13 protein-coding genes are annotated in these 20,410 nt (G+C 42.8%); 5 read left to right on the top strand and 8 right to left on the bottom strand.

Translation table 11 applies throughout. The features are described 5' to 3' along the window. Nucleotides 1-265: 265 nt before the first annotated feature. A complete protein-coding gene (locus ACZW67_RS12250; protein WP_197218410.1) occupies nt 266-1,615 on the top strand; it encodes a sodium-dependent transporter in 1,350 nt (449 codons plus the stop codon). 113 nt (nt 1,616-1,728) lie between these two features. On the opposite strand, the gene tgt is transcribed toward ACZW67_RS12250, so the two are convergent. Then, nucleotides 1,729-2,880 carry a tRNA guanosine(34) transglycosylase Tgt gene (tgt, locus tag ACZW67_RS12245; RefSeq protein ID WP_465183473.1) on the bottom strand — a complete coding sequence of 384 codons (1,152 nt, stop codon included), beginning with the start codon at nt 2,878-2,880 and terminating at the stop codon, nt 1,729-1,731. Nucleotides 2,881-3,240: 360 nt separating this feature from the next. On the opposite strand from tgt, the gene ACZW67_RS12240 reads away from it, so the two are divergent. Then, complete coding sequence (locus ACZW67_RS12240; RefSeq protein WP_465183472.1) at nt 3,241-3,900, top strand: SOUL family heme-binding protein; 660 nt, start codon at nt 3,241-3,243, stop codon at nt 3,898-3,900. Nucleotides 3,901-4,039: 139 nt separating this feature from the next. Here ACZW67_RS12240 and asd read toward each other — a convergent pair whose 3' ends face one another. Further along, on the bottom strand, nt 4,040-5,173 hold the full coding sequence (gene asd / locus ACZW67_RS12235; protein ID WP_465183471.1) for an aspartate-semialdehyde dehydrogenase: 1,134 nt from the start codon (nt 5,171-5,173) through the stop codon (nt 4,040-4,042). 430 nt (nt 5,174-5,603) lie between these two features. Here asd and ACZW67_RS12230 point away from each other — a divergent pair, with 430 nt between their 5' ends. Continuing rightward, a complete protein-coding gene (locus tag ACZW67_RS12230) occupies nt 5,604-6,719 on the top strand; it encodes an endonuclease/exonuclease/phosphatase family protein (protein WP_465183470.1) in 1,116 nt (371 codons plus the stop codon). A gap of 500 nt (nt 6,720-7,219) precedes the next feature. Here ACZW67_RS12230 and ACZW67_RS12225 read toward each other — a convergent pair whose 3' ends face one another. Then, nucleotides 7,220-8,620, bottom strand: coding sequence for a peptidylprolyl isomerase (locus ACZW67_RS12225; RefSeq protein ID WP_201590162.1), 1,401 nt, complete (start codon nt 8,618-8,620; stop codon nt 7,220-7,222). A gap of 245 nt (nt 8,621-8,865) precedes the next feature. Next, nucleotides 8,866-12,024, bottom strand: coding sequence for an LPS-assembly protein LptD (locus tag ACZW67_RS12220; protein WP_465183469.1), 3,159 nt, complete (start codon nt 12,022-12,024; stop codon nt 8,866-8,868). A gap of 389 nt (nt 12,025-12,413) precedes the next feature. Here ACZW67_RS12220 and ACZW67_RS12215 point away from each other — a divergent pair, with 389 nt between their 5' ends. Next, complete coding sequence (locus tag ACZW67_RS12215; RefSeq protein WP_465183468.1) at nt 12,414-13,526, top strand: aminoglycoside phosphotransferase family protein; 1,113 nt, start codon at nt 12,414-12,416, stop codon at nt 13,524-13,526. Between the two features lie 58 nt (nt 13,527-13,584). Next, entirely contained in the window at nt 13,585-14,319 is a 735-nt protein-coding gene (gene murU, locus ACZW67_RS12210; protein WP_465183467.1) for an N-acetylmuramate alpha-1-phosphate uridylyltransferase MurU, read from the top strand. Between the two features lie 207 nt (nt 14,320-14,526). Here murU and ACZW67_RS12205 read toward each other — a convergent pair whose 3' ends face one another. The 4 genes from ACZW67_RS12205 to ACZW67_RS12190 form a co-directional block, all read right to left on the bottom strand. Then, nucleotides 14,527-14,643 (bottom strand): DUF2474 domain-containing protein, encoded by a 117-nt coding sequence (locus ACZW67_RS12205; protein ID WP_370463019.1) that lies wholly within the window; start codon nt 14,641-14,643, stop codon nt 14,527-14,529. Nucleotides 14,644-14,762: 119 nt separating this feature from the next. Then, entirely contained in the window at nt 14,763-15,779 is a 1,017-nt protein-coding gene (cydB, locus tag ACZW67_RS12200) for a cytochrome d ubiquinol oxidase subunit II (RefSeq protein ID WP_110922378.1), read from the bottom strand. Continuing rightward, nucleotides 15,779-17,275 carry a cytochrome ubiquinol oxidase subunit I gene (locus tag ACZW67_RS12195; protein WP_465183466.1) on the bottom strand — a complete coding sequence of 499 codons (1,497 nt, stop codon included), beginning with the start codon at nt 17,273-17,275 and terminating at the stop codon, nt 15,779-15,781. The genes cydB and ACZW67_RS12195 overlap by 1 nt, the downstream gene beginning before the upstream one ends. 427 nt (nt 17,276-17,702) lie before the next feature. Then, nucleotides 17,703-20,174 (bottom strand): esterase/lipase family protein, encoded by a 2,472-nt coding sequence (locus ACZW67_RS12190; RefSeq protein WP_465183465.1) that lies wholly within the window; start codon nt 20,172-20,174, stop codon nt 17,703-17,705. Nucleotides 20,175-20,410: the final 236 nt, after the last annotated feature.

Genomic DNA, 20,410 nt, shown 5'->3' with positions numbered 1-20,410 from the left:
CTTCTAATCGACCAAACGCTTGTTAAATTTAGATAAAACCCTGAAAGTCATAACTATTAGTTATGGCTTTTTATGTTTGTGAGTACTTGACTTTTTTGGTCGCTTAGCAGAAACTGAGCGTTTACGGTATTGTAATCAATTCTTTCTTAATGTTACTGGGCGTTTCGCATTGATGCGCTTATTAAATAGCCTATTATTGTGAATGGCTTTTATGATAATCAAGGAAGATTATCAGTGACATTAATTGAAGCACGAGGATGGAAAAATGGCTATCAATAAACAAGAACATGCACAGTGGAGCTCAAGTTTTGGCTTCGTGTTGGCAGCAGTAGGCTCAGCAGTTGGTTTGGGAAATATATGGAAATTTCCATACATGGTAGGTGAAAGTGGTGGTTCAGCTTTCGTTATCGCTTATTTATTTTGTATTGCGTTAGTTGGCTTTCCAATTTTGGTTGCTGAATGGCTGATTGGTCGCCGCGGACAAAAGAACCCAGTTAATACCTTTGTTGATGTTGCCACAAGTGAAGGCAAGTCACGCAGTTGGGGGATTATTGGTGCTTCAGGTATTTTGGGTGGCTTCTTAATTCTATCGTTCTATAGTGTCATCGGTGGTTGGGCACTCAACTATGTGACTAAAATAGCGACAGGTCAGTTCGTTGGACAAGATAGCGATGCTGTTGGTGCTACATTTGATGCTATGTTAGCCTCTGCTGGTACATTAACGATATGGCATACAGTATTCATGTTCTTTACCGCTGTTATCGTTGGTATTGGTGTGACGAGCGGTATCGAAAGAACAGCTAAAATTTTAATGCCATTATTAGGTTTGATTCTATTCGTTATCGTTGGTTACAACGTCATGAATGGTGGCTTTGGTGAGGCAGTGGCTTATCTGTTTACTCCTGATCTAAGCAAGCTGACCGAAGATGTTATGATTGCCGCATTGGGCCATGCTTTCTTCACACTATCAATTGGTATGGGTATCATGGTTGCTTATGGCTCATATTTGGGTCGTGAAGTGAACTTACTTAAGACGGCACGTACGGTTGTTATTCTAGATACTGTGATTGCTTTGGCTGCTGGTCTAGCTATTTTCCCAATTATCTTTAGTAATGGTCTAGATCCTGCTTCAGGTCCTGGTCTTATCTTTGTTAGTTTGCCAATTGCTTTCGGTAGCATGGGCGCTGGTACGATTATTGGTACATTGTTCTTCTTACTTATTACCTTCGCTGCTGTTACTTCAGCAATCTCATTGCTTGAGCCAACGGTTGAGTTTTTAGAAGAGCGTACTTCCATGAGCCGTACTGTAGCGACGATCGTTTCGAGTACTATCATTTGGTTGCTAGGTATCGCGGCATTACTATCGTTCAATCTATGGTCTGACGTTACTATCTTGGACAACAATATTTTCGATGCTCTAGATAAATTGACCAGTAAATTCATTCTACCTTTAACGGGCCTTGCAGCGATTATATTCCTTGCTTGGAGAATGGATCAGCGTAGTATTCAACAAGAGCTTGGATTGTCTAATGGTGCGTTTCAGGTTTGGCAAATCGTTGCTAAATTCGTTGCCCCAATTGCAGTCGTAGTCGTATTTGTTAATGCGTTAATCTAATAAATTTAAAGCAAGGCATTTGATTGCTCTGCTTTAAAAGTAATAGACATACAAAAGGGCTTAAGATAACTCTTAAGCCCTTTTGTATGTCTATCGATAAATAATTGCGATGATTAGCGTAAGTTTAGCTCAGGTACTGTTTGACCACGTTTAGCATAAAACTCGATGACGAACTCATCAAATGTGTCTTGTTCAATAGCATCTCTAATACCCTGCATCAAACGTTGGTAATAGCGTAAGTTATGAATGGTGGCTAGCTGAGCGCCTAGCATTTCTTTACATTTATTCAAGTGATAGAGATAAGCTCGGCTGAAGTTCTGGCAAGTATAGCAGTCGCATTCAGGGTCTAATGAACCTTCGTCATTGCGATACTGGCTATTACGGATACGTACCACACCAGCGTTGTCTGTATCGCCTGTGACAAAGTAGTGGCCGTTACGTGCGTTACGAGTGGGCATGACACAATCAAACATATCGACACCGCGACGTACGCCCTCAACTAAATCCTCAGGCTTACCAACGCCCATTAGATAGCGTGGCTTATCTGCTGGCATATCATCAGGAAGGTAGTCTAGGACATCCATCATCTCATCTTTTGGCTCACCAACAGACAGACCACCGATGGCATAACCATCGAAGCCAATATTTAGCAGACCTTCAAGTGATTGCTGACGTAAATCAGGATACATGCTGCCTTGTACGATACCAAATAAGGCATTGGTACTGCCCAGTCTGTTATGCTCATCCACACAGCGTTGTCCCCAACGTAGCGATAGCTCTAAAGACTTTTTCGCTTCATCATGAGTGGCTGGATAGGGCGTACACTCGTCAAACTGCATGACGATGTCTGAGTTCAAGCTATACTGAATTTGCATCGATTTTTCTGGAGACAGAAAAACTTTAGCACCGTCGATAGGAGATTTAAAATCTACACCTTCTTCGGTGATTTTACGCATGGCACCCAGACTGAATACTTGGAAACCACCTGAATCAGTCAGGATAGGCTTGTCCCAATGCATGAACTTATGCAAGCCACCAAACTTATCAATCACCTCGGTACCTGGACGCAACCATAGATGAAAGGTATTGCCCAAAATAATATCCGCACCGATGGCCTCGATATCACGTGGCAGCATACCCTTGACCGTACCATAAGTACCAACAGGCATAAAGGCAGGCGTTTGCACGTCGCCATGATTGAGATGAACTGTACCACGGCGTGCACGCGTGTCACCGCTGGCCGTTTTATGTAAGACAAATTGCATATGATTATCGCTATTTACGCTATGAAAATGGCGATAATTATAGCATTGTTAGCGGTTTTTTTGGACATATAGTCAGAGAATCACTGAACTGCTACGGTGTTACTCTCCCTAAATGTACTACTTGTACCATCTTCAGTCGGCTGCCTTGTACCCGTTTTAGCGTTCTTTGACTATAGATATTGGGTGTCATCGATATATGGTCGATACACACTTTGGTCAATCTCGCTTTGTTATAACCAAAAAACACAGATAGCAAGTGGCGTCATTGATAAAGTACCAATCATACAGATGGCGCACTTAAAGTCATCAGGCCGTAATTAGACGACATCAGACGACATTTTAAGAGACTAGGAAGATAATATGAAAAAGACAGGTTATTTATTATTAATGGGCGGATTATTATTGATATCAAAAGGGGCGATGGCCGCTGAGACGGAAGAGCCAGAGTACACGTTATTGACACAAATAGGCGACTTTGAGCTGCGTCATTATGACGAGCAGCTCGTGGCACAAACGTGGGTGAGTGGCGATCAAGACGCCGCCAGTCGAGAAGGGTTCAAAGTGTTAGCGGATTATATTTTTGGTAATAATACAGCACCAACGGGCGGCAGTAGTAAAATTAGCATGACAGCGCCTGTGACCATGCAGCCTAATAATAAAAAAAGTGAAACCGACTCACAGAAAATCGCGATGACAGCACCAGTGAGCATGCAGCAGGAGGATGGAAAGTGGCGCGTGCAGTTCACTATGCCAAGTCAATACACTATGCAAACGTTACCAAAGCCTAATAATCCAAATGTTGAGATTATTGAAGTGCCTGCACAGACTTATGGTGTGATTAAGTTCTCTTGGCTCGCAGGAGAAGACAAAGTAGCGGAAAAAACCAAAGCGCTGCAAACATGGATGCAAGACCAGAATCTGACCCCTACAGGCGAGCCTGAATTGGCACGTTATAACCCACCTTGGACGTTACCATTTTTGCGCCGTAATGAGGTGATGATCGCCTACGAGTCAAAATAATAGCCGCAGCTCAAAGATATAATTTTTAATGAATATGTTATTTATCTGCTTTAACTATTCATAGGTTTATAGAAATTAGCCCCATAAAAAAAGACAGCAATCGCTGTCTTTTTTGTATTCAGGATTTTGGGTAACTTGTCTAGTTTTTTTGCTCGCGAATGATATTAAGCATACGGCGTAATGGTTCAGCTGCGCCCCATAGCAGTTGATCACCGACAGTAAATGCACCTAGATATTCAGGGCCCATATTGAGCTTACGCAGGCGACCTAACGCAACAGTCAAAGTACCAGTGACAGCCACTGGCGTTAAGCGGTTTATGGTTGCTTCTTTGTCATCTTCGACCAAATCTAACCACTCGTTGCCGCTGTTTCTTAATGCCGCTTCGATTTCTTCTAATGGAATGTCTTTTTTGAGCTTGATCGTCAGCCCTTGCGCATGGCAGCGCATCGCACCGACGCGGACACACATACCGTCGATAGCAATCTTATCAGCTTCAGAATTACCAAGGATTTTGTTGGTTTCAACACCACCTTTCCATTCTTCTTTGGATTGCTTGTTCTCTAGTTGAACATCAATATATGGTATTAAGCTACCTGCTAGTGGCACACCAAAGTATTGGGTAGGGAAGTCATCTGAGCGCTGAGTTTGCGCGATTTTTTTGTCGATCTCAAGAATCGCGCTAGCAGGGTCAGCCAACTCGTCTTTGACTGCATCATGTAATATGCCCATACCGCTAATAAGCTCGCGCATGTTGTTGGCACCAGAGCCACTAGCGGCTTGGTATGTCATGGCGCTGACCCATTCGACCCAGCCTCTATTAAACAACTCACCGATGGCCATCAACATCAATGACACGGTACAGTTACCACCGATAAAGTCTTTTTTACCATTGGCTAAGGCACTATCGATGACAGCGCGATTGACTGGATCAAGAATAATGATGCTGTCATCTTTCATTCGCAACGTGCTCGCTGCATCAACCCAATAACCATTCCAACCGCCATCACGTAATGGTTGATGTACCTTTGACGTGTAATCACCACCTTGGCAAGTAATAACGACATCACAAGCAGCAAGTGCGTCAATATCATGAGCATCTTTTAATTGGCTAGTTTCAATACCCTCAAAGCTTGGCGCATCTCCGCCTGCGTTGCTGGTTGAAAAGAACACAGGTGTGATGCCATTGAAGTCATTTTCTTCTTGCATACGTTGTATCAATACTGACCCAACCATACCGCGCCAGCCTACCAAGCCTACTGTTAAATTACTCATGAAATCCAATCCTATTTACAATTATTTGTTGCATCACCAACCGATAACAATGCCGTGAATAGCGCCAAAAAGCAAGGCGTTTTAGCGGTTTTCTATATACTATTAACTATGTTCGTTATAACTTTAAGTTATTAGCATAATAGTGACACTCACTATGCCTTAGACAACTCATCGTATATTAATAATATCTAACAATCATGACTATCGAAAAGACATATACGATGATGGTTATTATGAGCTTGTAAATATTGTAATGTTTTATGATAGTTGTCGCATCATGATTGCTCATTAGTAGTCTATAATATTGTGAAATGCTAAGGTTAGAAGCGAACTTCAATTCAGACCAAGCCATGCCATATTTTGCCACCGAATAAGTCATGAACAGGGCCATTTCTTCAGTCATCATCCTAATAGACGGTTAATACACACTATGGATCTCTCACTATTATATTACAGCCTACAAGGGCTAGCAGGATTCATTGCCTTCGTAACGATTTGGGGTTGGATACCACTTGATAATTGGTGGGTACGCGGCGTTGAGTTTCCACGCATTCAAATCATGGTGTTAGGTGCCATTGCTTGGATTGGCATGCTGCTGTTTTGGTCAGAATGGGCGTTAGGTCAGTGGCTGTTATTCTTAGTCTTAAGTATCACTTTAGCATTTCAGCTGAGAATGATACTGCCTTATACTAGATTGTGGAAAAAAGAAGTCGAGAAAGCAAAAGACAAACCAGAGGGGCAGGATAATCATCTAAAAATAATGGTTTCAAATGTTTTGACGCCTAACGATAATACGCAAAAACTGGTTGATTTGGTCAAGCAAAAAGAACCTGATATTTTAATTACGCTAGAAAGTGATAAAAAATGGGAAAAGGCCTTGCAGCAGATCGAATCTGACTATCCTTATACCGTAAAGGTTCCATTGGATAATCTGTATGGTATGCATCTCTATTCTAAGCTTGAGTTGATTGATCCTGAAGTCAAATACTTGATGATTGATGATATTCCTTCTATTCATGCGCAGCTGCGCTTGCAAAGTGGTCGCGTCATTTGGTTGTATTGCTTGCATCCTATGCCGCCCAGTCCAACCGAAGCAGACAAATCTACCACTCGAGATGCCGAGCTGCTCATGGTCGGAAAGCATATAAAAGAAAACGACCAAACGGCGATATTGGCAGGTGATCTCAATGATGTGGCATGGTCAAAGACGACTCGACGTTTTCAGCGTATATCTGGGTTACTAGACCCTCGTATCGGCCGACATTTTATCAATACTTTCCACGTCAATTATCCATTTCTGCGTTGGGCATTAGACCATATTTTCCATAGTGCCTGCTTTACCGTTGTAGATATAAAGCGCATGCCCTCTATTGGCTCTGACCACTTTCCTGTTATGACGACGCTACAATATGAGCCAGAAAAGACCAGCCAACAAGCGCAAAATGCGCCTACTAAGGACGCAGAAGATATTAAAGAGACAGACCATAAAATAGAAGAAGGTAAAAAAGAAGGTAAAAAGGTATCAAAAGAACACGCAGAAGAGTAAATGATTTTGGACTAATAGGCACTAACGTTATAAGCTATTGTACTGTCTAGCTTTGTCTAAAAACGTAAGCATATGCTTACGTCAAATAAGGTCTTTAGCCTCTAGTTGTATCAAACTGATTGCCCTACAATACGACCATCAACACAAGGATATGCAAGGATGCAGTGTTGAGACAGTATCAATAAAAGCTCAGGTCAGCCCGCTGTCTTATAGTTTACTGTTCATGACTTAGGATGAGTCAACACGGAAATAATAACAACATGAAGCGTTAAAGCCTCGAACCAATCGCCCTAGGTTCGGGGCTTTTCTTTGTGTGTAAAATTCATTCGCTGAAGATTCATTTTTTGGGTTTTATAGAAAATTAGAATATCAGGAATTAAAAAAGATCCTTAAACGCTAGCTTTTAAAAATGGGCGCCTATCAATAAAAAAGGGTACATGCATTGGCATGTACCCTTTTTCAAAAAGACTATTTATGTTGTTAATCTATTCGGTAGCTTCTTATCCAAGTACTTGGATATAAGCGCTAGAACGTAACTCTTGTAGCCAGTCTTCTTGAGCCTGTGGTGCTAGGCGTTGGTACAATGCTTGACGTGCCATATTGCGACGATATTGTTCACTAACGTCCTGATCACGCTTACCATCAACTTTTAAGATATGCCAACCGAACTGGGTCTTGAAAGGCGCAGAATAATCACCGACCGCTGTATTTTTCATGACAGCTTCAAACGGACCGACCATGTCCTCTTCACTGACCCAGTCAAGATCGCCACCGCGACCAGCTGAACCGGGATCATCTGAATAGGTTGATGCTAAACCAGCAAAGTCAGCACCACTACGTAGCTGCTCATATAAGTCATTGATTTTTTGTTCAGCAAGCGCGTCCGTCTGGAGCTCATCAACTTTCACCAAGATGTGACGAGTTTGCCACTGCGGTATCAGCATGGTATCACTGGCTTTTTTATTAGCAAGCTTAATGATATCGATACCTTCAGGGGTAACTAATGGTTCGCTAACCGCACCGACGTCAAGCTTGGTAATTTGGCTTGACAGTTCTGTAGGCAATGAGGCCGCTTTGTGAAAGCCCATATCGCCACCTTGTAGTGGGATAGGATAGCTACCTTGGCTAGCAGCGACAGCTTCCGTGACATTGACATCTGATACGAGCAGGCGAGTGCGTAATGCTTCCGCTACCTTTAATGCTTCTGCACGCTGCGCCTCTGATAAACGGCTATAGTCATCGATGTAAGGCACGCGTACATGAATGGTTTGATATTCACTTTGGTTCAATCGCTTGGCTTCAGGAGATGCCAAAAATGCATCAATATCCTGCTCGCTGATGCGGACACGATCACTGATTTGACGTTGCTGCAATGCTTGAATAGAGGCGTCTTCGATCAACTGAGCACGCAGAGCAGCGTAGCTACCAGGTCTTGCTGCATCTAAGCGTTGCTGTAGTGCTGAGATGCTATTGAGTCCTTCTGCTTGTGCGATTTGACCTAGGCGCTGATTGATAGCGGCATCGTCAGGTTTTAGGCCTGAGCGCTTAATCATAGACAGCTGCAACTCACGTAAGATAAGTGCATTTAACACTTCAGACTGTAGCTGAGCTGAGTTGGCAATTGGCTCGCCAGCAGCTTTAGCACGTGCTTGAGCTTGCGTAATAGCCGCAACCAATTCACTTTTTAAGATAGCATTTTCATTGACTAATGCAATGATACCGTCTGTGCTGTTGGCTGGGGTCAAGCGATTCACGTTGCTTTGTTCAGCATTGGTTGTCGCTTTAGCCGCTGCAGGCTTTACGGTGGCAGCTTGGGCACTGAGACTAAGCACAAGGCCTGCACTCATACCCATCGAAAACAGTACAGCACGGCTGGTTTGACGTACAGAAAAAAATCTCATGATGCTCCTCATCAATGTCATCGCATCGGATGGTAGTTGGTCAACCATATCCATTATATTTTAATAATCATATACTGAATAATCTTGTCCATAATAATGTGATAAATAGTATCACGTAAATAGATAGCTACGCGAGTAATGGGATAAGCTGACTTTATTTAACCGCTCATTCTTAATTTGTTCAGCTAAGTAGCTTATCGGTCTGTCATAAAGTTTTGGCTTTATAATAGACCTTGTAAGAAACCTTAGTTTTTCCACGCAGTTTGCACAGTATCAAAGCCACGTACCTTTTCAGACAGTAAACGCGTCAAACTACCATTACCGCTACCAAGACCACTTAGTCTAAGCTCTGCCATGATTGCTTGTGTCGGCTCGTTGGTAACATCCAAGTCATTATAATAACGACGGCCATAAACAGCAAAACCAAAGCAGCAGTCTTCGTAATCGACACCAACAAGTGCATCAAGCATCTTGCTGTTGCGATAATCATATTGGCCTTGTGTCAATATTCGCCATTTACTATTGATAGGGAATATAGCCGATGCAGTAACGGCAGATAACGGTAGCTGATTGGTGTTCGTATCACTTTGACGCTTTACGAAGCCGACATTAAATAAGCTGTTGTCTGTTGGCTGGTAACGTAGCTCGGTTGTGATAAAGTTTAAGTCATAGCTATTGCTCAATGCACCGTTTACATCGACCCAAACGTTATTATATGGTTGGATGCTCGCATCCCAAACCATGCCTGATGATGACGTGGTAAAAACAGGCTCATCATCGGCGAGCGTGACGCGACCATCATCGATATAAAACTGTTCTGCAATACTACCATCGAAACGTGTCACACCCGTTGCATCGATGTAACGATAATTAATCCCAGGCGTAACAGCATGCAAGTCTTGCAAGCGGTCATGACCTAAAAACCAACTGTCCGAAAATAGCTGCTCATAGTTGATAGAAGCAATACGGGTATTAAAGTTAGGAATATCATTCTGGTCTTCGTACGGTGCATAAGTGTACTTCAATCGTGGATTAAGTAATTGATAGCCACCCATAGTATCGTCAAATGCACCAAATGGTGAACCAGCGCGGTATAGGTGCAATCCAGCATCAATACTGGCTTGCGGTACAAACGCTGATAGACTGCCATCTTCTGCACCTAGCGAGCTATCCTCTAAGCTGTCTTCGTCATATGCCGTATAGAGGTGCTGTAGGCTCAGCTTTGGTTTGATGTAGCCCCAAGAAGATTCAATCGGATAAGTGGCACTAATTTTATTATAAAGACGTGTGCCGCTCTTTTCGGTCTCAGAACCATCATCGATAGATTTTTTAAAGTACGCTGAGTCACTAACACCCGTAATTTCAAAGTTATTGTTTGTTGGTATGCGGTAGTTCAGCATCAGTTGTGGCAGGCGAGAGTACGGTTTGTCTTTATCCTCTAGTGCGTCACCATCGCTGTCAAAAGCATCCAGTGTTTGAAAGGTCTCGAGTTTTAGTTCACCAGTGACATAGTCGTTATAATAGTTGAGGCGGGCACGTCTCGGTAAATTTACTGTACTATCGGATAAACCAAGCGTATCGAAGTCATCCAGATAGTCCGAATCCGAGACATAGCTGTATTTGAGATCTCCGCTTAAACGCGGAATACTCTTGGATTCCCAAGTATGATCATAAAACAGACTGCTACGATTTTCGTCATCGTACTCGTTATCATTAGGGAGGTATGAACCAGTTACCGTACCTTTACCGTAATTTTCGGTCAAATAACGAAACTCACCTGATAGCATGGGGTTGCGATCAGTGTAGATATGAGTATTGAGCGTGGCATCGTAATTGGGTGCCAAATTTAAATAATAAGGTACATCAACTTCAAGACCGGTTTCACTACTGATACCGACATTCGGTAATAAGAAGCCACTACTGCGGCGACTGTCTATTGGGAAGTTAAAATAGGGCAGATAGAATACTGGTATGTCAGCGATACGGAACGTTGTGTCGTAAGCTTCACCGCGGCCTGTTTCTGTATCTAAATCAATAGTTTTGGCATCAAACTGCCATTTTCGATTCATGGGCGGGCAGGTACTAAACATGACATCATCTAATTCGTAGTGACTGTCATTGGGTCTGTTTAAGCGCTTAGCATAGCCATGTGCTTGTAGGTCGACACTAGCAAAAGCCACATTCTCAGCGGTTGATTGTCCCGTTTCAGTGTTGTAGTTCAAGCTGTCTGCGACGCCAATCAGGCCGCCTTGTGACGCTCTTTCACTTAAACTGGCTTGAGTATTATTCATAGCCTGATTGGGTATATTATTCCGTGGTACTTTTTGCCCTGTCGCTTGGTCAGTAAACATGACGTTGCCTTGGGCTGCTGCCACACCTTTGCTCAAATCTAGCGAGACTTTTTCTGCTGCTATTTGCTGAGTGCCTTGATTAATAATGACATTACCCGAGAGCTCAGCATAGTCAACGCTGTCGTAATAACCATAGTCCGATTCTGTAAACAGAGGTGCTCGGTTATTTTCGAGGCTATTAGTGGCTCTAGCCTCATTGACAGCACGCTGATAATTAGGGTTGCTATGTGGATATACCCATTGGCCTTCACAGCGTTGTGAGCTATCTACAGTACGTATTGGTATCTGTAAGTTCTTACCAACTTTAGGAATGACTTGAGGACTGGTTGTGTCGACCATACTATCAGCAGTTGGAACCTCAGTATCGGGTGTTAGCTCATAGAACTCTGCCAAGCGCATTAAGCTGTCTTGAATGCTTTCATCATTTAAATCAAGCTTGTTGGTGTTTTTTGCAGTCTTAGGCGTGCTGGTATCATTACTTTGTACAGCGGCAAGGCTTTTCTGAGTATCGGGTGCTGGTACAAAAGCTGAATTGTTACTGTCTTGATTATCTCCGTCTTTATTGTTGCTATCTTTAATAGCAGTGACTTCTAGAGAGCTGTCATCTAGGGTGTCTTGACTAAAGGAGCTCTCAGTATTGAAAAAGCTGTCATTATTGACAGAACTATCACTGAGGTCGCTATCGTTAAAAGAGCTGCTATCTAAAGTGCTAACACTTGCAGCCGTATCAATACTATTAATGCCGTTGGTTAAAGTTGAGTCACCAATAGTAGCTTTAGCGGCGACTGCCTGTTGCGACTGTTTGGTTGCAGCAGTAGGCTTTGGACTCTGACTCGCTTGATAGTTGATATCACTATAATCAGGCGTTTGATTGATATTGCTATTAGCATTAGGCGCTGCTTTAGATATGTAACGTGTACTACTATCGGTGAGGATCGGCGCAGTTTTTTGTGTGTCAGCATCGCTGATTGCAGCATTAACGGCTAGGCTAGATAAGCCTAAGGCGCCAAATAAGATCACGCGAATGCTTTGGTAAAGCGGAGAATATAACAAGGGCACACCTATGATTGCAGAGCCTATTGGATTGCGATACTGAGCTTAGTAGCCGCATTATTGAACAAGGTATAGCAGTTAATAAACGACTAAAAAATCACTAATTGCTAATAGCGATCTCAAGAATTTGAGTGTTTTACATATAATGACGACTAATCATAGTCAAAAAAAACCAAATCAGCTACACTATTTACCAAAATTTATAATATAGCTAGGCTGCTTTTCGAATGATTGCCGAGATTATGCTTAGCGCTAAATATTGAATGATAACTCAATATACTTGTTATAGCAGTTATTGTGGCTCAAGATTTCACCATTTTAACAAGGTTTTACCTGACTTATCACTACTTTAATTGTTTACGACTTATATTTAACCTGCGATGCCCATTATGACTAACAAACTAACTTTAGAGCCGAACATGACTGATACCGAAACCAATAGTCGCCTACAGCAGCTAGAGAGCTGGTTGCAGCAGATATTTACAGGTAAAAGATTTAACTTAGATAGCCTGCCTGGTGATGCCAGCGCCCGCCAATACCATCGTATTCAACTACCAAAAGATGATGGTAATGGAGCGTTGAATTACATTGTCATGGATTCTGCTGACGAACAAGACGCCATGCGTCAGTTCATTAACGTTGCAAAATTGATGTCACCTGCTATTAATGTACCAGCGATTGTCGCACAAGATGTGACCAAAGGCTTTTTGGTCTTACAAGATTTTGGTGCGGTAGAGTTCGCCCATTTGCTTGTTGATGCACCCTCTACTCAAGTGAACGAGTACTATCAATTGGCAATGCAGACGTTGGTCGCATTACAGACCGTACCTGTTGAGACAGCAAAATCTCAGCACCAATTGCCAGATTATGATACGGCGTTATTAGATCGTGAAATGGGGCTGTTTACGGATTGGTTTATACCGTATGTCGGAATAGCGCTTGATAAAACGTTGTGGGACAATTTAAAAGTAGCATTGACGAAAGAGATTTTGCAGCAGCCACAAGTCATCGTTCATCGTGATTATCACAGTCGCAATCTGATGCAAGATCAAGCAGACCATTCGCGCTTAGGTGTGATTGATTTTCAAGATGCAGTGGTTGGTTCTTACACCTATGATTTGGTGTCACTAGTGCGTGATGCTTATGTTGAATGGCCGGAGCGTCAAATATCTGAATGGATGAAAGATTTTTGGCAATTACAGCAGCAAGCAGGACTAACCGCAGCTGCTAGTGCGCAACAGTTTGAAAATGATGTCAATGTAATGGGCGTACAACGTCATCTAAAAGTACTGGGGATTTTTATCCGTTTGTCTGAACGTGATGGCAAAGACCGCTATTTAGCAGATATTCCTAAAGTGATGAGTGACCTAGTCTTTGAGCTAGAGTGGCTTGGCAAACACGGTAGTGATAGCTTGCAACAAGCGCTACTACCATTTAATAAATGGTTTGTGGATGCCGTGCTGCCTGCATATCAGCATAAGTTTGTGCAACAGTATATCTAAACCTATTTATCATATTCGTATTTCAAGAGCTTAAAAATTACATATTATAGGAGTGTACATGTCTACCTCTACGATTACACAAGCCATGATTTTGGCAGCGGGCAAGGGTACTCGTCTACGCCCGTTGACGCTTGAGACGCCCAAGCCTTTGGTTGAAGTTGCGGGTCAGCCGCTTATCGTTTGGCATATCAAAGCGCTACAGGCGGCAGGTATCACTGACATTACGATCAATGCGTCGTGGTTGGCTGATAAGCTCATCGATACGTTGGGCGATGGCGCTCAATATGGCGTAAAACTGCATTGGTCAGTAGAAGGCGATGAACCTTTAGAAACAGCGGGTGGTATTTTTCAAGCATTACAAACTGATAAGCTGCGTGATGAGCCGTTTATCTTAGTGAACTCTGATGTTTGGACGACTTATGATTTTACCCAGTTGCAAGACTATACACTGGGTGCCGATCAGCGTGCGCATTTACTCTTGATTGATAATCCGGCGCACAATGATAGCGGAGATTTTGCGATTAATAATGGCCTTGCTAGTGAGCAACCTGTAGGTGATGGTGATAAATATACATTTGCTGGCATCAGTGTGATGTCACCTAGATTGGTTGATGGCTTGGTATCAGGTCAGCCAGCAGCGTTGGCACCATTGCTTAAACAAGCAATGCTCAAGTTTCAGATTACCGCTGAAGTCATTACTGACAATTGGATAGATGTAGGCACGCCTGAGCGCTTGGAACAGGTAAACGAGTTTATTGAAAGTAAGGGTGCCCAAAATCACTTAGGTGTATAAGCTCGATAAATTCTTATATAGTCAGAGAACTACTAAACTGCTACGGTGTTAGCCTCCTTAGATGTACTATTTGTACAATCTACAATCTACAATCTACAGCCAACTGCCTTGTAGCAATTTTAGATTTCTTTGTCTATATGAGTATGCATAAAAAAGCAGCGTTGATTTAATCAACGCTGCTTTTTTATACGTGTATCTCAATGAATATTAAACACCCATTGCTAGTTTGATTAGCTGTGCAATGGTAAACACGACCAAAAATCCTGCCACATATAGGCCGACAAACCATAGCCATTGTGACTTTTTCTTACTGAGCTTTTTCATGCTCGTCTCCCATTTACGTGTCAATACGCTTTTGAACATCAGTATAGCTACTGCTAAGGACAGCAATAGCCAGTGACTGTTTTATCAATTCATATGTCCATGCTTAACGTTCTTACTTATCAGTACATATGCTCATGATCCGTCTTACCCTTAAAGGTGTAATACGCAAAAGCGGTGTAACTCAAAATAATGGGTAGCATAATACCAGCACCAACGAGCATAAAGGACAGTGATGTATCTGCTGCGGCTGCTTCATAAATCGTCATTTGATACGGTACGATATAAGGGAACATGGCAGAACAAACACCGATATAACCCATCAAAAATAGCGCCACAGTCAATAAGAATGGACGATATTCACGTTCAGTGTTCAAGTCTTTACGCATAATAAAGAATAACACCATGACGATAATAGGCATGGGAGCCAGATATAATAGATCTGGGAAGTGAAACCATCCGTCGAGTGCATTGATATCTGAAAAATACATAAATACTGTGACGACAATCATGGCGACGACTAAAGCAGATAGCATCCAGCCAGAAACTCTGCGTGCCCAAACTTGTAGTTTGTGTTCTGTCTTGATAATAAGCCAGGTAGAGCCAAGTAGGGCATAACCGATAATCATCGCAAAACCGCAGACGATAGAGAAAGGCGTTAGCCAGTCAAATGGTCCACCGGTATACAAGCGATTGCTGGCTTCAAGCCCTTGTACCAATGCCCCAAGCATAATCCCTTGAGAAAAAGTAGCAAGTACTGAACCGACAAAAAAACAAGTATCCCAGACATGGCGACGTGTCGAGGATTTAAATCGAAACTCAAACGCTATGCCGCGTAGAATAAGACCAAATAGCATCGCTGTTACAGGTAAATAAAGACCCGTCATAATGATACCGTAAGCGACTGGGAAAGCGGCAAACAAGCCACCACCGCCCAATACCAACCATGTCTCATTACCATCCCAAAATGGTGCGATAGAGTTCATAATGCGGCTACGATTTTTATCGGAGCCTGCAAATGGAAATAAAATACCACAGCCTAGATCGAAACCGTCTAGTAAAACATAGACGAAGACTGCGAGAGCGATAAGTCCGCCCCAAATCAAAGGTAAGTCTAATACATCACCGTAGTTAAACATTAGCGTAACCCTCCTTCATCGATGTCATCTGCAGGTTCATCAAGGTCTGTTCTCATTCTGTCGCCAGCACTGGTATCGCCAGTCAACGTGCGACCTTGACCTTCTGTGACAGAATGCTCGTAGAAGTTATCTTCAGAAGGGTCTGAATAGGGTTTTGGCCCTTGAGCAATCAAGCGCAGGATATAGAAACTGCCTGCGCCAAAGACAAAGATATACAGCACAATGAAACCAATCAATGTGGTCGCGACTTGCTGTGCAGCGACTGGTGACATACTTTCAGCTGTACGAATCACGCCATACACGGTCCATGGTTGGCGACCCGTTTCAGTCACAAACCAACCAGACAACAATGCAATAAAACCAAGCGGTGTCATCATCATCCACGCACGGTGGAACCAGACACTTTCGGGATTGAATTGCTGTTTTTTGAAGTATTTGTATATGCTAAATAAACCGACCAGCACCATCAACATACCAATAGCGACCATGATACGGAACGCCCAAAACACAATCATAACGTGTGGTTGGTCTTCAGGCGCCCAGTTTTTGAGACCTTTGATTTCACCATCTAATGAATGTGTCAGAATCAAACCAGAGACATATGGAATCTTAACTTCATATTTATTGGTTTGGTTTTCTTGGTCAGGAATCGCAAATAAGCGTAAGGCTGCGCCGCGCTCATCTTCCCAGATGCCTTCCATCGCAGCGACTTTGGCTGGTTGATGCTCTAAAGTATTTAGACCATGTTCATCGCCAATTAACACCTGGGCTGGCGCGACAAATATGGCCATAATCATCGCCATACCTAGCATGACGCGACCGTGTTTGCGGTGCTCGGTATGTTTTTTGGATTGTAAATAATAAGCACCGATACCACCAATAACGAATGCAGTTGTCAAAAATGCTGCTGTCATCATATGAGCATAACGGTAAGGGAAAGATGGATTGAAGATAATCTCAAGCCAGTTGGTTGGGTATAGCAAGCCATCTGCGCCCACCATAAAGCCCTGCGGCGTTTGCATGAAACTGTTGGCGGCCAAAATCCAAAAACCTGAAATCAGCGTACCGACTGCGACGATAGCAGTTGCAGCAAAATGCATGCGTTTGCTCACACGTCCCCAACCGAACAGCATAATCCCTAAGAAAGAGGCTTCTAAGAAAAAAGCAGTCAGTACTTCATAGGCGAGTAGTGGGCCTAAGACGTTACCGGCTTTGTCAGAGAATACCGCCCAGTTGGTGCCGAACTGGTAGGACATTACCACACCGGATACGACACCCATACCGAAGACGACAGCGAATATCTTAATCCAATGCTTGTAAACTTCAGCATAGATAGGATCGCCCGTTCTTAACCAGCGGAATTCAAGTACAGTTAACCAGCTAGCAAGTCCGATAGAAAATGCAGGAAATACAATATGAAATGAGATAACAAAAGCGAATTGAATACGCGCGAGTAACAGCGCGTCCATTTGATCGATCATAAATGCAGCGAACATAAGCGCTTACCTTTATTTGTTAGCCAAGTAGCGCAAGCTTCCATGATACGCTCAAGTAACTGCCCGCAAACTTTTATATGAGTATCGCGGTCAATAATCAGGTTTTCTTTAGCTGTGAATATTAGCGAGTTAAACCGTTTTATTTATGCTATGACTAAAGCGATTTAACTGAATAAATAATTTATATCCATACAAATTAAGAAATAGTCGGTCATTCAATTACTGTTACTGATGCTTCATTATGCGCCTGCAGCTTTATCGCTACAAGTAAGGCCATGTAACGCATACTTACTAGTAAATATAAATTAGTAAGAATAAGTTAATGTTATATTCCTTATATAATATTATATATTGTAATAAAGTATAAAGAAGATGTTTTATCGTACTTAACAGTGTTCAATATCGTCTGTATTCAACAGATCCTAAACTATTGATTAAGCTGCTGATGCAGTATACGCCTTAATGTCAAAATAGTTTGAGGGTTTTCTTGAATACTGTGACCACCATTAATGACCGTCTCAGAAGCAGCACCGTCTAGATGGGCACTGGTATAAGGTACGATACCGTCAGACAAACGTTCAGTTAAGGCCTGACTGATGTTTTCGTCGATGGTAACGGCCGCTACAATCGATTCATCTGTCAGTTTGGTGGTATCAGCATTAGCGTTTTTACTGATAACCTCACCTCTTGCGTCCTCTTCTATCGCTTGTGACAAATCGATTCTGGCACCGCCCGGCTGCATTTCTGCCAGTCCTTTGGTGATGTCAGCATCGTTATTGGCTATGATTGAGTGATAAGTAATGCGGTCATTGATGGCGAGGTCTTTGGTCAGCTGTATAAAGGAGGATTTATCGCTGAGCTGGCTAGCACCGTTTTGTAGGTATAGAGCGCCCAGGGGGTTATCTGCCAAATCACCTTGCGTTGCAATCGTTGCTAAATTTTCAGTGACAGTTTTTACTAAACCGACAGGTAAGTAGACAACACGGCGTAGGGCACGCGTGAACCAGCGGTCTGCATAATCAGTACCGCGAAACGGCGCAGACAAAAAGACAGCGGTATCTACTTGTGGTAAAGCCTGTAGCTTAAAACGTTCTTGTAATTGGGCCTCGCCAAAAGAAGCTTTGAGTGCATCACGGATTTTACGTTTTTCGCTATTAGAGAGTATATTTTGATCGTCGAGATTGTCTAGGTTATCGACCAAATTCTCATCAGATAGCATCATGCGAGCGATCACAGCACCCATACTATGACTGATAATCACGCTATTTTTGCTCGCGAGATTTTGTCCTGCTGGATCCGTCTGCTGATAAGTGCTGTCAATTAGACGTTGGATTTGGTAACGGTTTTCTAAAATAGGTAAGTTGGTTGGATAGAATATTTGCCAAACTTGATAGTTGTCACGTAACTTATCATCATTGAGAATATCATTGGTCAAATTCACCCAGGTAGCAGGGCTAGAGGCCAAGCCATGCAGCATAATCAGCACGCGCTTATTGGGGTCATAAGGCTCGAGCATGAATAATTTGGGCAGTCTTTCTTCTGGTTGGCGAGTAATCAAATTTAGATAGCCGACGCCATCTAGTTGGTTCTCTGATAGCCACAAGCCATAACCGGCAGAGAAGTTGGCTGCCAGTGGATAGTCATTATTGAGGATATTGACGCTTTCGCTTTGATACGGATTATACAGGTGGATATCGAGTTTACGACTGTCTAGTACTTCTAGCACGCTATCGCCACTGGGTTTAATCAGACCCGTTAACAGTAAGTGACCTGTGGGATAAATTCGCGAACTTGGTTTGCTATCATCGATATTATCTTTTTTATCATCCGATTGACCTGACAGTGAGGAGACCAATAATTGGCGAATCGTGGTGGTATAGCGATCATCCAATGACGCAACCAAGCTAATGCCCAAGCCTGGACGTTTACTGATTGAGTTTAGTCCAGAGAGACGTAAATCATAAGTAGAGACCAGGTCTGCTAGAGCGGAGGTTTGCTTGTGTGCGTTTTGCAGATAGCTGTTTTCATTGGGCAAATAAACGCCGAGGTCATAGCCATCAACTTGTATCTTCATGACTTTGATTTGGTCGGTAGTCTTGCCTCCTAGAGGTGCACGATTGGCAATAGTAGCCTGTGCACTGTTATCACGCTCGGTGGAGGCTATTGGTAAATGTTCTATCTGTGGGTTACCCATCAATTTATCTGAACCATCCACTGCCTTGTAGAGCTGAGTGATGACATCATTGCTGGCGGCATTATAGATATCTTGAGTTTGAATATCGGTATCGTTTGGAATGCGGTTTGGTGTACTAGAGTGACTACTATGCTGAGCGCTATCTTCAAAATTATGCGCTAAGCTGTCATAGAATAAATAGGTATAACTGTATTTTATCGCATTAAACAATCGCTCTTGGTAGCCAGTTAGGCAACGACTGGTGTTTTCTTGTTGAGTATTGGCCTCGGTATCACTTAACGGTGCATTGGCATAATAAGGGTCGAGTGGCGGGCGAGAAAGCGCATTGCGGCAGTCTTGCGATTTGGCAAGCTGTCGAGCCTTTGCATAATGTAGTTCAGAAAAAATAGCCAGTGCGGGACGGTGGTGTTCATCTAAGATGCTATCGGTGAGCTGGGTCAAACATAAATCAAACTGCTGCATACAAGCTTGCTCATTGAGCCCTGCTGATAGAAGTGCTGATGCGGTATCACTACTGAGCTTATTGTCCGTGACAATATTGCCACGCTGTGCCGTAATGGTCTTTGCTGAAGCTTGTTTATTCACCGAGACCGTACTACATGCCGGCAATAATGCCATCGCTGCTATCAAAGCGACTGAAGTGATCGGTATGTATTTTTTATTAGCGTGCGTTACCATATTTTTGATAGGGTTAACGAAAGTCATAGTCAGTCCAGTGAGTTATCAAGGTATGAGGCAGTAAGCGATGTACAAGAAAGAGTGTAGCGTAACTTTTACGATTAAGCTTTTTTATTTTAAGCTCTATCGTTAGGGCTTTGTCATTAAGTAATATCGAAGCAATAAGGCTATAGTCAATCCAAGATAAAAGAAGTACATCCCATATCATGAAACAGTTTTGGTAAATTATTTTCCATCCAACCTTGGCGTAGAAACTTAGCTTG

This window comes from Psychrobacter sp. TPE 89C, assembly GCF_055522395.1.
Note: the sequence above shows the minus strand (reverse complement) of the source record. Positions and strands in the feature narration are given on the sequence as shown.